This is a genomic window from Corynebacterium sp. HMSC075D04, from assembly GCF_001815635.1.
Taxonomy (GTDB): Bacteria; Actinomycetota; Actinomycetes; order Mycobacteriales; family Mycobacteriaceae; genus Corynebacterium; species Corynebacterium coyleae.
Genome location: NZ_KV821332.1, coordinates 56,940 through 70,852, shown reverse-complemented (window position 1 = coordinate 70,852; position 13,913 = coordinate 56,940). Strand labels below are relative to the sequence as shown.

Below are 13,913 nucleotides of genomic sequence, written 5' to 3'. Positions count from 1 at the left end.
ACAGCTCAGACTATCGCCCACCGGCGGGGTTTTGTTACTGCGTTGCAGCGTGTTCGCGATCGGTGAATCGTTTCGCGTTGACGCGGCGGGCGATCTTGCCTGCCGAGGAGCGTGCGATCTCGCCCGGACCGTAGAACTCGACGACCTCCGGGGCGATGCCGTGCTTGGCGGTGACGGCGGAGCGGATGGCGTCGATGGCGGCTGCGTCGCCGTCGGCGGAGGCGTTGTCGGCGCGTTCGACCATGATGATGAGGCGCTCGACGTCGTCGCCAGGCACTGCGAATGCGGCGACGGAGTCCTTGCGCACGTGGTCGGTGGACTCCATGACGGTGGCTTCGATGTCCTGCGGGTAGTGGTTGCGTCCCGCCACGACCACGAGGTCCTTGACGCGGCCGGTGATGTACAGGTGGCCGTCGAGCATGGTGCCCAGGTCGCCGGTGGCGCACCAGTTGTCCTTCGGCATGCCGTCCTGGATGGTTTCGCCGATGGTGTTGTGGAACGTCGCGGCGGTCTCCTCCGGGCGGTCCAGGTAGCCGGCGGCGACGTTCTTGCCGTGGACCCAGATTTCACCGATGGTGCCGTCTTCGACCTCGTTGCGGGTCTCCGGGTCGACGATGGCGAAGTGCATCCAGTTCACCGGCTGGCCGTTCGACGCGGTAGCCACGCCGCCTTCCGCCGGGACGGCCTTGCCCTCTGCGAGTGCGTCGCGGTCGAACTCGATGAACTTCGGGCGCTCATCGGTGCGGTCGGTGGACACCAGCAGGGTGGTCTCGGCCAGGCCGTAGGACGGGCGCAGCACGGAGCGGTCGAGCCCGGAGGCGCTGAACGCGTCGATAAACGCGGTCACGCCCGCGCGGGTAACCGGCTCGGAGCCAATGATGATGCACTCCACGGCGGAGAAGTCGTACTGGTCCGCAGATTCCGGCGCGGCGTAGCGGGCGGCGAGGTCCAGGGCGAAGTTGGGGATCACGGTGTAGACGTGGATGTCGGCGAGGTCGTCGTCGCGACGCGACAGGCGCTCCACCCAACGCTTCGGCTGCTGGATGAAGTCGCGCGGGGCGAAGATCTCAATCTCCTGGCCCAGCACGACGCCGATCATGGCCACGATCATGCCCATGTCGTGGTGCAGCGGCAGCCAGGTCGGGATGCGCATCGGTGTTTCGAACTTCACCGCGTCGTTGATCTGCAGAACGTCGGTGACCAGCGCCTCGTTGGTGATCATCACGCCTGCCGGGTTGCGGGTGGAGCCGGAGGTGTACTGCAGGAAGCAGATCTGGTTCGCGGTGTCCTCCCCCGGCACCGGCGGGATTGGCTGGTAGGACTCGGCGAGCGTGTCCGGCAGGGAGTCCACGGCGATGACGCGGGGACGCTCGGTGCCGGGCAGGTCGGCGAAGTAGCGGCGCACAGCGGGGGCGGCGGCGGAGTTGGTGAGCACGATCTGGACGCCGGCGTCGCCAAGCACTGCGCGCAGGTGGCCCTCGTGGCCCGGCTCGGTCGGGTCGTACAGCGGCACCGGCACCTGGCCGGCGTAGAGCGCGCCCATGAAGCCGAAGACGTACTCGGCGGAGTTCGGCGCCATCAGCGCGACGCGTGCGCCCGGCTCGCCGACCTGGGCGAGGCGTGCTGCGACGGCCTTGATGCGGGTGTTGACCTCGGAGCGGGTGAACGTTGTTTCCACACCAGCTGGGTCGGTGGAAAAGTCCCACGCGCGGACGTTGATCGCGTCGCCGCCGCCGGCCTGCAGTTGGGCCTGGTGGATCATTTCGGCGAGTCGGGGCAGGGTGAAGTGTTCTGGCAGGGCGATGTCGCCGTCGGGGCCGATGAATTGGGCGGTCAGTTGCTGAAGATCCATCGAAAAACTCCTTGTTTTACACCTGTATTCGAGTTACAAACTCTCTACCACGTCACGGACCCAATTGACAGCCCACTCGGGCACTGTCGAGCCCGGAATCACGTCCGGATTTGTGGCATATAGTGCATGATTGCCGTTTGCCGAAATGAGTGCGTTTGCGCGTTCGATCGCGTTGCCTACACCCAGTGGGGCGTCGCAAACGGTGTCGTTCGGCGCGCAGATTTCGTAGGCACGATCCTCCACGAGACCGAAGCCGCCGGGGCGTGGTCCGGTCATGGTGGCGCCGGGGGTGACGGCGTCGGCGACGCGCTGCAGCGGCTGCAGGACGATCTCCGCGCCGGTGCCGTGCACTTCGGCGCCGGGGTTGATGCCCACGCCGTTTTCTCGGCGTCCGTCGGCGATCATCATCGCGCCGAGCAGACGGTCCGGGTTGATCGGACCCTCGCTATTGCCTATCGACGACGCCACGTCCCCCACAATCACCGCACCCTGCGAAAAGCCCGCAATGATGAACTTTGTCGACGAGCAGGTGCGCGCCACGAAGTCCAGTTCGCCTCGCAGTTTCGCGGTGCCCTCGGCGCGGGAGTCGTCGTAGGTCATCTCGGCGCGGCCGTGCGCGGTTTGGATGTTGCGGAACTGCGCGGTGTACGGGACGGTGAACACGCGCACGTGGTTGATGTCGTACATCTCCTGCAGCGGGCGCGTGATGGACAGCATGAAGCTGGCCGGGTTGGCCTGGGGGTTGAACGGGTCGTCGTCTGCCGCGGATTCCCAGGTGCCCGGTACGGAGATGACTTCGACGGCGGGGCACCAGTCGGGCTCGTCGACACGCTCGAGCGCGCTCGACTCTGGCGGCTTGCTCGCCGACGGCAGGTCGCTGTCGGTGGTGGTGCGCCACTGGTAGATACCTAGGCCGATTAGCGCAAGCACCACAATCACGGCAGCGACGACGACAACGTTGCGCGATCGGCGCATGAAAACTCCTTACACGTGCGGGGTTAGCCGCACAGGTTGGCGCGAGCGGTGTCGCTGAGCAGGGTCGCTACGGTGCCTGCGTCCATGTCGGTGCGGCGTTGTTCGACCAGTTGCCCGGCGACGGCGTCGCGGGTGATCGTATCGTCGTCGCACACGGTAAACCCGGTTGCTGTGAGTTGGTCTTCAAGACCGTCGACGTTCACCCCGTTTTGCCTGAGGTGATCCAGAAACGCCTGCTCCTCCGGCGCGTATGAAGGCACCTGGGTGGGCACGGTTTCCACTTCCCGTGCGGGTTGGTCGCCGGCGCCATTGCGTGACGACGACCCCGGCGCCGCAGCCGACGACGCCGTCGCGGATTCCGTCGCGGACGCGGTACCCGACTCAGTGGCCGAGGTGGCCGTTTCCGTAGCCGAGGTGGCCGCAGTTTCGGTGACGTCCTCGGAGTCCACGGTGGCTCCACCGCAGGCGGTAAGGGCGGCGGTGCAGGTGATCGTCGTCAAGCAAAGGGCGAATTTGCGCATTACTTCTTCCTTACGTTGACCACACCGTTGACCTGCTCAACCGTGCCGTGCTGGAAGTCGATGGTCAGACCGCCAGCCGGGATCTTCGCCATGTCCTTCACAGGCCAGCCGAGTTCGCCCTGCTCGTAGCCACGCTTGCCCCACTCGTTGAAGATGTCGCCCTTGAGAATCGTGTGGGCGCCGGTGGCAGCGGACCAGTAGATGTTGCCGTGCTCGAACTCCTGGAAGAAGCCGCCCTTGATTGCGATCTCGTTGGACTTCGGGTAGCCGAGCTCGGAGGTGGCGGTGCCGATCTCGCCGTACTTCTCGCCGATCGCACCGTGGACGATGTAGTGCTTGCCGTCCGGGTTGCGGGTGAGGTAGCCGCCCTGGAACTTCTGCACGTAGCCGTCGCCGACCTTGTTGGCCTCGGCGACCGGGTACTTCAGGTCGCCAGTCTCGTAGCCGTTGGCGCCCCATGCCTTGAACATGTCGCCCGGGATGGCGTAGGCGCCGGTGTTCGCGGTCCAGTAGACGGAGCCGTTTTCGAAGTGGACGAAGCGGCCCTGTCCGTCCGGTGCCTGGAGCTCGCCGGTGGTGGGGAAGCCGAGCCAGCCAGCGGCGCCGCCGAGCGCGTTGTACTTGGCCAGGATTGCGCCGTACAGGGCGTGCGCGCCGGTGTTCGGGGACCAGAACGCAGTACCGCCGCGGAAGTCCTGGGCCTTGCCCTTGCCGTCCTTGCCCGCGTTGTACTCGTCGTTGACACAGGTGCCGATGACGCCGGACTTGGTCTCTTCTGCGATCGCACCGATCGGGTTGCACTTGGAGCCACGGTCAGCCTCCGGCACGTCGAGGGCGTTAGCGATGTACGGCCATGCCTGTGCCATCTCGAACTGCCAGTACTCCCACGAGTGCACGCCAGAGGGGCGGAAGCGCACGATCGGCTTGACGGAGGTGCGCGAGGCGTAGTCCACGAACGTCTGGGTGGACAGGCGCGAGATGACCTCCAAGCCCATGCCGGCAGCGTTCGCGCGGCCCTTGGCCACGGATTCGGCGTTGCCGTAGTCGTCGCGGCCCGAACCGGAGGAGACGTAGACCGTCATGTCCTTCAGGTTCTCAATGCCCAGCTTCGGGTCGTGGTCGATCCAGTCCTGGGAGCCCAGCGGGCCCCACATGGCCTCGGCGCTGTAGCCGCCGGCATCCAGCTGCGCGGCCTTGATCGCGGACGGCATGCCGGTGGTCGTGGTGTCCAGGTAGCCGGAGAACGAGCCGACGAAGTTAAACAGGTGCGGGTTGCGCTCAGCCAGGTTGACTGCGGCGGTACCACCCATGGACAGGCCGACGACGGCGCGCTTGCCGTTGGAGCGGAACTCGTTGTTCAGCACCGGGACGAGCTCCTTGGTCAGGAACGTCTCCCACTTGTAGTGCTTGCCGTTGTTCTCCCGCTGCCAGTCGGAGTAGAAGGAGGACTCGCCGCCGACCGGGAGGATGACGTTGACGTTCTTGTCGGCGTAGAACTGCTCGATGTTGGTTTCGATGGTCCAGCCGTTTTCGTCGTCACGCGCGCGCAGGCCGTCGAGCGCCCACACTTCCGGGAACTTCGCGGTCGGGTTGGAGTGCCAGTCACGTGCCAGCAGGATCTGCACCTGGATGAGTTCCTTCGGCATGGCCGCGGACTTGATAAACACGGCTACGCGACGGCTGGTGATCCACTCGATGCGGTCCACCTTCACGCCCTCCGGCAGGCCGGGGATCTCGGGGTTCTTCTCCACCTCGATCGGAGTGCGCTTTGGCGGGTCGGACGGGCGCAGACCGTCGGAGATGCCGCGGTTCGACGACAGCGACGAAAGGTCCGAGGACTGTGCTTGGGCGGTGACTGCGGCCGACGGCGCCAGCGTGAGAGCCAGCGCGGCAGGCAGCAGGGCTGCGGTGAGCCTGGTGGGGGTGATCCGGTTGTCTCGCATGAGTCTCCTACCTCGTCGGGCTACTTGTGTCACAAGAGTATCGCCCTAAATCTTAAGTTTCACTTGAGGGTTTAATCGAGCGCGACACGCGGGGCGTTACTGCAAACACTTCCGCAAACACCTCTACAAACAACAAAAGGCGCGTGCGGAACACATCCGCACGCGCCCTCACCTGGCCGGAAATCCGGGAACTACCAGGCGTTCATCACATTCAGGATGCGCGGCTTGGTGGCCTCGAGCTGGCTGCCAAACTGATCCCAGTTGTGCAGGCCGGTCGGGGTGAACACGGCAGTGTGCTTCACGCCGGTCACGGTGGCCTTGGCGGACCAGGCGCGCGTCGTCGCGTTGGCAACGCCCTCGAGCGCGATGCCGGAGGCGCGGTGCTGCGGCAGGTACTTCTCGTCGGCCGGGCCCGGCACGGCGGAGCCTGCGGAGACGTACACGTCCTTGCCGCGCAGGTTGCCCATGTTCAGGAACGGATCGTTTTCAAAGCGGCGCGGGTTCAGCGAGGAGCCCCACATGGCGTTGACGTTGTACATGCCGCCGTCGAGAAGCGCGGCGCGCAGCGCGGTCTGACCACCCGGGATGGTGGTGGCCAGGTAGCCCGAGTAGGACAGCACCTGACGGAACTGGTTCGGGTGCAGCGCAGCCAGGTTGACCGCGGCGGTGCCACCCATGGACAGGCCGAGGATGGAGTTGTTCGTCGGCGACACGCCGAAGTGCTGCTGCAGGTACGGCGGCAGCTCCTTGGTCAGGAACGTGTCCCACTTGTAGGTCACCGGGTTGTTGAAGTCGTAGGTCGCCGGGGCGTTCCAGTCGGTGTAGAACGACGACTGTCCACCCACCGGCAGCACGAGGGTGATGTTGTGGTTAACAAAGGTGCGTGCCGCGTTGACGTCGTTGAGCCACGCGTTGGTGCGCTCCGTCGCACGCAGGCCATCCAGCATGTACAGGCCCGCGTTGCCGCCGCGCTGTGCGGGCTGGATCTGTACCGGGATGTGGCGGTTCATTGCGGCCGACCACACGTTGCAGCGCTGGACCCAGTAGCCGACCCGGTCCCAGGTGCAGCCGGGGCGCAGCCAGTCACGGTTGGCCGCGGCGGCCTGTGGCGCGCTCACGATGGAGATCGCGCTGAGGATCGCGACCAGCACCGCGGTGAGTTTGCGGCGCACGGAGGTTCGAGTGTTCATGCATTCCCCTCGAGACGTGTTTTCAGGCAAAAGACACGTTCACGTTACCAACCCGAAACATAGTCCGCTATTCACTCGGTCGGCCAGGCGATTTGTCGGGTGGGGCTGGTGTGACTGAGGTAGTGCGTGGGGTCGTCGTCAAGCGTGAGCGTGCGGCCCGGGCCCAACGAGTAGCGGACGTTGGCCCAGAAGCGGTCCCAGCTCATGGGTTCGCGGGAGGTGGCCAGCAGGTCGGCGATGTCGTCGCTACGCAATGCTTCGCGCGCGTCCTGCGCTTTTTGCCTATCGACGAACTGCGGCAACTTGTCCAGATCCGCATCCGTGTCCGCCACCTGCCACTCCAGGCCCAGTTCCTTGTCGTGGCCGATGCGCCCGTCCGGCACCCGCGGCATGCGCGCGGCAATCGGGGTGGCCAGACCGACCGTGTCCAGGATGCGCGTGTTCAGCGGCGAGTTCATGCTGGTCATGCCAAGGTTGACCATGTAGGCGGTCAGCTCCAGATCGCGCTGGTCGGTTGCGTCGGGCTGGCGCTCGCGCACAAACCACTTGTAGCGCTCCGGCTCGGCGGTGACGATAGCGAGGCTGATCTGGGCGGCGTCCTCGTCGAGGCCTTGCTCGATGGCCTCGTTCCAGTCCCCCATGAGTTTCGAGCCGAGGAAGTCTTCGGCGTACAGGGGTGGGTCGCCGGCGTCGCGGCCGACGGCCATGGTCCAGAAGTCGCGCTCGTCGACAATGCCGAGTTCCTTTTCGCCGTTGTTGTACGGCTCCCAGTCGATGGGATGCGCGCGCAGGACGATCACGCTGGCCCACACGACCAGCGCGGTACCGACGGCGGCGGTGACCTTGGTGTACGGCACCGCCATCACCGGCAGCAGCAGCGCGAACAGGGGCAGCAGCCACATGCGGCCGTGCATGAAGTCGCCGCCGACGCGCAGTACGTACAGCATGTGCGCGAGTGCAACGCCGGTGGTCAAACACACAATTGCTAATCGACGCCCCCTCGCACCCCACAACAACCACACCGCCACCGCAGCAGCGCCGAGGAGAGGCAGGGCCAGCCAGTAGTAGCCGAAGAAGTCGGCGAAGTACTCCCAGCCGCGGGCCCATTCAGAGCCGCTGGCGGACTTGGCCACCGCGGTGTGCGGGGTGATCAGGCCGTAGTAGCCCATGCGGAACAGTTGGTAGCCGGCGGGCACCGGCAGCGCTACGGCGAGGATGCCTAGCGTTTTGCGGGGGCTAAACGCGATGAGCATGATGCCTGCCACCCCGCCGTAGAGCGCGAGTTCGGGGCGGACCAGCCAGGACAGGCCGGACCAGAACGCGAGGAAGTAGCCGGCGTAGGGCGCGCGGCGCTTGACCGGGTCCTCGGCCCAGGCGACGAGTGCCGCCCACCAGATGGCGATCCACAGCAGCGACATGCCCCACTCGAGCCCGGAGGTGGCAAAGTCGCGCGCGGGCGGCAGCGCAATATAGATGATGATGCCGAACGGGATGACGGGGCCGACCCTGCCCCAGAATGTGCCGGAGGCGTACGCGGCGGTGGCGGCTGCTGCGGCGGTGCACAGCAGCGCCAGCCACATGGCGATGCTTTCCAGACGGGCATCCGTGAGCCACCCGAACAGCGTGATCAGGTACTGCCACAGGGTGGAGGTGTTGGCCTCGACGCGCTCGCCGGCGTTGAACACGGGACCGTTGCCGGCCAGCAGGTTGCGCACGGTGCGCAGGACGATCAGGCCGTCGTCGGACATCCAGCGGCGGGTCCAACCGCCCCAGAATGCGGCAACGCCCGCCACCACGGCTGCGGCGAGCGCGGAGATACGGGCGTTTTTGGTCATTGCGCAGATGTTACTGCGTTTTGTCCTACCAACCTAAGTTTGGTACGACATAGACGGCCATGACGATGCAGAAGATCCAAGCTGCGGCGAGAAGCTGCAGCACTCGGTCCTCGAGGGCGATCTCGTCGGGTGCACCACCCTGACCACCGTCGACGACGGAGGCGTAGCGCAGGATCGCGATCACGAACGGCACCATGGACACCTGGTACCAGATGGCGGCGGTGCCCTCGACGGAGTTGGAAAGCTGGAAGCCCCACAGTGCGTAGGACATGACCACGGCGGTGGCGGACAGGGTCCAGACGAAGCGCAGGTAGGTTTCGGTGTAGCCCTGCAGCGAGCGGCGGATCTCCGCGCCGGTTTCCTTGACCAGCAGCAGTTCTGCATAGCGCTTGCCGGAAGCCATGAACAAGGAACCGAACGCGGCGACCAGCAGGAACCACTGCGACAGCTCGATGTCGGCAGCGACACCGCCGGCCATGGTGCGCAGCATGAAGCCGGAGGATACCAGGGCGATGTCAATCACCGGGATGTGCTTCCAGCCGAAGCAGTAGCCCAGCTGCAGCGCAATATAAATACCGATGACCCATGCCAGTGCAGCGCCGTCGGTGGCCAGCAGCGACAGGCCAAGCGCTGCGGCGATGAGCACCGCCGCCATGATGTATGCCAGGTTGATCGGCAGCATGCCGGAGGCGATCGGGCGGAAACGCTTCGTCGGGTGGCGGCGGTCCGATTCGACGTCGCGGGCGTCGTTGATCAGGTAGATCGAGGACGCACCGAAGCAAAACACGATGAACGCCAGCAGGATGTCCACCACGGTGTGGCGGGTGAACGCTTCCGCGCCGGCAGCCAACGGTGCCGCCAGCACGAGGACGTTTTTCACCCACTGCTTGGGGCGCAGCCCCTTGATCATCGCGTCGACGAGGTTCTTCGGTGGGGTTTTCTTCATCACCTGGTCCACACCTGAGGTGTGGGGTTCAGACTTCAGCAGCGGCTCGTCGATAGGTTCTTGCGTGTGTGCCACTTAAATCCTCTTCTCCGCTTCAATCACGGCCTTCGCCGTCCCCGCGCCGAGCAGTGCGCCGGCGAGGGTGTCGGTCGGGTAATGGACGCCGAGCACGTTACGCGACAGCATCATCACAGGCACCAGCAGCCACGGCCACTTCTTGCCGGTGATGTTAGCCAGGTGCGCGGCGGCGGCGCCCGTGTTCGCGGCGTGCGAGGACGGGAACGACAGTTGCGAGGGCGTTCCCACCCCGATCTTCACCCGCGGGTCGTTCGGGCGTGGGCGTCGCACGATGCGTTTGAGCACCACGGTTGCAGCGTGCGCGGCGAAGGTGCCAACGCCGAGTGCGAGCCACTTGGAGCGCCGTTGCTTATCGACGTCCCCAATGCTCGTTGCGATGGCGCCAGCCATCGCAACACCCATCCATCCGAGGTCGTGCTCACCGAAGTATGAGAGCACACGGGCGCCTTTGGCGGTGGCGGGAGAATACAGCACGTCCTGGATGGCGACGAGCAGGTCTGTTTCCTTACTGGGCATCGAACACCTTCCCCCAGTTGTCGTGGCTGGTCAGGTCTTCGCGCGCGTCGCGGTAGATGCGCTTGAGTTCCGGCCAGCGCTGCTTGATGTCGGCGCGCAGCTGCTTTTGTTCCTCGACGAGTTTGTCGGCGAGGGCCTTGTCGCGCTTGCGGAAGGCCACGCCGGTGCCGCCGGCGGTGGACACGGTTGCCGAGTCCACGCGTGCCAGGGTGTACCAGCGGGCTTCCTCCGCGGTGAGGTTCAACTGCGGGGCATCCCAGTGGGCGCGGTCTTCGTCCTTACGCAGGTGCAGCAGCGCCTTGACGGCCCACGGGATCTTCTTCACCTTGGCCAGGCGGCCGCCCATTTTGTTGGTCGGCACACCCGGCGCGCCGGTGGGTGCGGGCAGTTCGGTCGCGGACGGCAGGACCTGCGCGTCGGAGTACTCGCTGCGGATCTTCTGGATGCGCGGCAACGAGGATTCGAGGATGTCGAAGAGTTGGTCCGGGCCTGCCAGGAAGTCACGCATTGCCTCGTTTTGGATCGCGATGGTGGAGTACTCCATGCAGAAGTAGTGCTTCGCGGTGGACTTTTGCATGTTCTTCAGCATCGCCTCGGGGTTGTCCGGCCCGTAGATGGAGGCGACGATGAGGCGGTTGCGCATGTGGAAGTAGGCCTGCCAATCGATGGCGTCGTCCTTGTCGGCCCAGGCCATGTGCCAGATGGCAACGCCCGGCCAGGTGACGGTTGGGAAGCCCGCTTCCTTGGCGCGCAGGGCGTACTCGTTGTCGTCCCACTTAATAAACAGGGGCAGCGGCAGGCCCATCTTCTCTGCGACGACGCGCGGGAACAGGTTCATCCACCAGCCGTTGTAGTCCACGTCGATGCGGCGGTGCAGCGGACGCGAGGTGGTCTTACGCGGATCCAGATCCTCTTCCTCAGTGCCCACGTAGCCGAGTGGGTACTTGGCAAAGTCGTGGTCGTACACGGCGTGCTTGGCTGCAGAGAACATGAAGATGTTCGGGTCGACGGTCTCGCCGGTGGTGCGCAGCTGGCTCCGGTCCTGCAGGTTCAGCATCTGGCCGCCGACCAGGATCGGCTGCTTGGCGTAGCGTGCGGCCTGCACGGAGCGCACGATGGAGTCCGGCTCGATGGCGATATCGTCGTCCATGTACAGGATGAACGGAGCGTCGGTGCTGTTGAGCGCCTCGTACATGATGCGCGAGTAGCCGCCGGAGCCGCCCAGGTTGCCCTGCTGGAAAATTTTCAATTTTCCACCAAGATTCGCTTCGGCCTCGGCGAAGTCCGGCTCGTCCGCCGGGTGCTGGTTGCCCTGGTCGGGCATAAGCACATTGCTAATCGACGCCTCCACGTACGGGTCCTCAGCCAACGCATGCAACGCGTTGACCGCATCCCGGGGACGGTTAAACGTGGGGATGCCAACGGCGACCTGTTTGGGTTGGGGTGGGACCACGGTGCCGTCGTCAAGCACTTGCTCTTGCGGCTCCTGCGGGGAGCACCACGCCGCATCGCTGATGCGCGTGTCCTCTTCGGCGGTGATGTCGAACCACAGCCAGCCGCCGTCCTCGAAATTGCTGAGTTTCAGCGGGATCTCCGTGTAGCCGGTCGCGTCCGCATTGGTCACGCTGATGCGGGTGCCGTCGTACTTCGAGCGGTACACCGAAATCGTCGCGCGGCCCTGAACCGTCATCGCCAGGACGACGGTGTCCAGCTGCGACCAGCGGCGCCAATAGCTCGCCGGGAACGCATTGAAGTAGGTCTCGAAGGAAACCTCGTTGCCCGCCGGAACCTCAAAACTCGTCCGGTCCGACCAGCGCAGACGCTGCTTGTTCTGCTCCTGCTCGATCAGGTACAGCATACGCACGTCGTGCGGCTCGCCCTTCTTCGGCATCAGCACACGCGCAAGCGTGTCTACCGCGAGGTTGTTGCTCGTTTCCACAGCTCTCACTTTCTATTGTGGGCAGTCGGAGTTAAGCGTAATCGCTGGGCGCCGAATCTCCCGCTGTGGCTCGCGGGGTGTCGGCCGATGTCGGCGCCGTGGGCTACGGTTGCCACGGTTGTCACAACGTTTTTGAACGGAAAGCGAACGGAAAGCGAACGGAAAGCACAGGCATGTCTGTATCTCTCGAGCACGCCCCGACCGGGGTGGTTGCGTCGTTTCGTTATGCGTTTTCTTCGGGGACGCGGCTTCGTCGTGAAGTACTTGCCGGGCTCACCGTCGCACTCGCCCTGATCCCCGAGGCCATCGCCTTTTCCATCCTCGCCGGCGTCGACCCCGCCGTCGGCCTGTTCGCCTCCGTCACCATGGCTGTGACCATCGCGTTTACCGGCGGGCGGCCGGCGATGATCTCCGCCGCAACCGGCGCAGTCGCCCTCGTCATCGCACCCGTCTCGCGCGAGTACGGCATGGACTACTTCATCGCCACCGTGCTGCTTGCCGGCGTGTTCCAAATCATCCTGGCGGCACTCGGCGTGGCGAAACTGCAGCGCTTCATCCCGCGTTCGGTCATGGTTGGTTTTGTCAACGCCCTCGGCATCCTCATCTTCGCTGCGCAGATGCAGCACCTTATCGACGTCGCCTGGCCCGTCTACGCGCTCACCGCCGCCGGCCTGCTCATCATGGTGTTCTGGCCGAAAATCACCAACGCGGTCCCCGCCCCGCTGGTTACCATCGCGGTGCTGACCACCGTGGTCGTCATCGCTGGCATCACCGTGCCCACCGTCTCCGACATGGGCGAACTACCCCGCTCCTTCCCCGCCATGATGATCCCGCATGTGCCGCTGACGTGGGAGACGTTCCAGATCATCGCGCCGTACGCGCTGGCTATGGCAATCGTGGGCCTGTTGGAATCGCTCATGACCGCAAAACTTGTCGACGACATCACCGACACCCACTCCGACAAAACCCGCGAATCCTGGGGCCAGGGCGTGGCCAACATCGTCACCGGCCTCTTCGGCGGCATGGGTGGCTGCGCCATGATCGGCCAAACCCTGATCAACTCCCGCGAAGCCGGCGCCCGCACCCGCCTGTCCACCCTGCTCGCAGGCGTGTTCCTGCTGGTTCTCCTGCTGGCGTTCGGCGATGTTGTGGGCATCATCCCGATGGCCGCGCTCGTCGCCATCATGATCGTCGTCTCCCTTGGCACGATCGACTGGCACTCCATCCACCCGCGCACCCTCAAACTCATGCCGGTGTCCGAAACCATCGTCATGATGGTCACCGTTGCCGCCACCTTGATCACCAGCAACCTCGCCGTCGGAGTGGTGCTCGGCGTGGTCACCGCCATGATCATGTTTGCCCGCCGCGTCGCCCACCTCGCGTCGGTAGAAAAGGTGGCGGAGCTCGACACTGATGGCGACGGCCGCATCGACACCCGCACCTACCGCATCCACGGCCAACTCTTCTGGGCATCCAGCAACGACCTGGTCTACGCCTTCGACTACGCCGACGACGCCGACCACATCATCATCGATCTCAGCCACGCCGAAATCTGGGACGCCTCCACCGTGGCCACCCTCGACTCCATCACCCAGAAGTTCCACAACCGCGGCAAAACCGTCACCATCACTGGCCTCGACGGCCCCAGCAAAGCCCGACTCGACCGCCTCACCGGCCAACTCCCGTAGGCTCTTCGCCATGAAGCCTTACAACTACAACGGCGACTACGACGCCGACGGCCTCCCCATCGGGGGATCTGGAGACCGGAGTGGAACTGGCGGCGGACAGGGTGGCGGATTTCTCGGGGGAAGCTCGGTTGAACGCACGCCACTCGGCGCCCCCAATGAACACCGCACCCCCGGCACACCCGCCCGCAACTACACCATCGGCGCAATCCTCATCGCCATCTGCGTGCTGTCCTTTTCGTTCCTTTCCGGCGCAACCGCCGTGTTCGTTGGCATCTTCGGCGCCATCGCCGGTGCCGTGTTCCTGATCATGGGAGTTCAAGGCAGCAACGACGCACCCAACCTGGAGCAGCACTACTTCGACTCCCAACCCGACGTGGACTGGGACGACAACTTCAAGCGCGAGTTCGGCGACGGGCGGTAAGTGGTTCGG

11 protein-coding genes are annotated in these 13,913 nt (G+C 65.1%); 2 read left to right on the top strand and 9 right to left on the bottom strand.

From position 1 onward, the window contains the following. Positions 1–34: 34 nt before the first annotated feature. The 9 genes from HMPREF3048_RS04645 to HMPREF3048_RS04605 form a co-directional block, all read right to left on the bottom strand. Positions 35–1,852 carry a FadD32-like long-chain-fatty-acid--AMP ligase gene (locus HMPREF3048_RS04645; RefSeq protein WP_070615576.1) on the bottom strand — a complete coding sequence of 606 codons (1,818 nt, stop codon included), beginning with the start codon at positions 1,850–1,852 and terminating at the stop codon, positions 35–37. A gap of 33 nt (positions 1,853–1,885) precedes the next feature. Then, on the bottom strand, positions 1,886–2,827 hold the full coding sequence (locus HMPREF3048_RS04640; protein ID WP_070771326.1) for a cutinase family protein: 942 nt from the start codon (positions 2,825–2,827) through the stop codon (positions 1,886–1,888). 23 nt (positions 2,828–2,850) lie between these two features. Beyond that, the gene (locus HMPREF3048_RS04635; protein WP_070453272.1) at positions 2,851–3,348 is read right to left on the bottom strand and encodes a hypothetical protein; all 498 of its coding nucleotides are present in this window, start codon (positions 3,346–3,348) and stop codon (positions 2,851–2,853) included. Further along, positions 3,348–5,291: an alpha/beta hydrolase-fold protein gene (locus HMPREF3048_RS04630; protein WP_070423322.1), complete on the bottom strand. Its 1,944-nt coding sequence runs from the start codon at positions 5,289–5,291 to the stop codon at positions 3,348–3,350. Before HMPREF3048_RS04630 ends, HMPREF3048_RS04635 begins: the two co-directional genes overlap by 1 nt. A gap of 191 nt (positions 5,292–5,482) precedes the next feature. Beyond that, positions 5,483–6,481 (bottom strand): alpha/beta hydrolase, encoded by a 999-nt coding sequence (locus HMPREF3048_RS04625; protein WP_070453278.1) that lies wholly within the window; start codon positions 6,479–6,481, stop codon positions 5,483–5,485. 71 nt (positions 6,482–6,552) lie between these two features. Beyond that, on the bottom strand, positions 6,553–8,316 hold the full coding sequence (locus tag HMPREF3048_RS04620) for an arabinofuranosyltransferase AftB family protein (protein ID WP_070771325.1): 1,764 nt from the start codon (positions 8,314–8,316) through the stop codon (positions 6,553–6,555). A 25-nt stretch (positions 8,317–8,341) separates the two neighbouring features. Then, on the bottom strand, positions 8,342–9,337 hold the full coding sequence (locus tag HMPREF3048_RS04615; RefSeq protein ID WP_070423325.1) for a decaprenyl-phosphate phosphoribosyltransferase: 996 nt from the start codon (positions 9,335–9,337) through the stop codon (positions 8,342–8,344). Next, complete coding sequence (locus HMPREF3048_RS04610) at positions 9,338–9,856, bottom strand: phosphatase PAP2 family protein (RefSeq protein WP_070771324.1); 519 nt, start codon at positions 9,854–9,856, stop codon at positions 9,338–9,340. It lies immediately after the preceding gene. Further along, positions 9,846–11,795, bottom strand: coding sequence for a glycosyltransferase (locus tag HMPREF3048_RS04605; RefSeq protein WP_141758856.1), 1,950 nt, complete (start codon positions 11,793–11,795; stop codon positions 9,846–9,848). Before HMPREF3048_RS04605 ends, HMPREF3048_RS04610 begins: the two co-directional genes overlap by 11 nt. Positions 11,796–11,968: 173 nt before the next feature. Here HMPREF3048_RS04605 and HMPREF3048_RS04600 point away from each other — a divergent pair, with 173 nt between their 5' ends. Both HMPREF3048_RS04600 and HMPREF3048_RS04595 read left to right on the top strand, forming a co-directional pair. After that, positions 11,969–13,483: a SulP family inorganic anion transporter gene (locus HMPREF3048_RS04600; protein ID WP_070771323.1), complete on the top strand. Its 1,515-nt coding sequence runs from the start codon at positions 11,969–11,971 to the stop codon at positions 13,481–13,483. A gap of 10 nt (positions 13,484–13,493) precedes the next feature. Next, positions 13,494–13,904, top strand: a complete 411-nt coding sequence (locus HMPREF3048_RS04595) for a hypothetical protein (RefSeq protein WP_070771322.1) — start codon at positions 13,494–13,496, stop codon at positions 13,902–13,904. Positions 13,905–13,913: the final 9 nt, after the last annotated feature.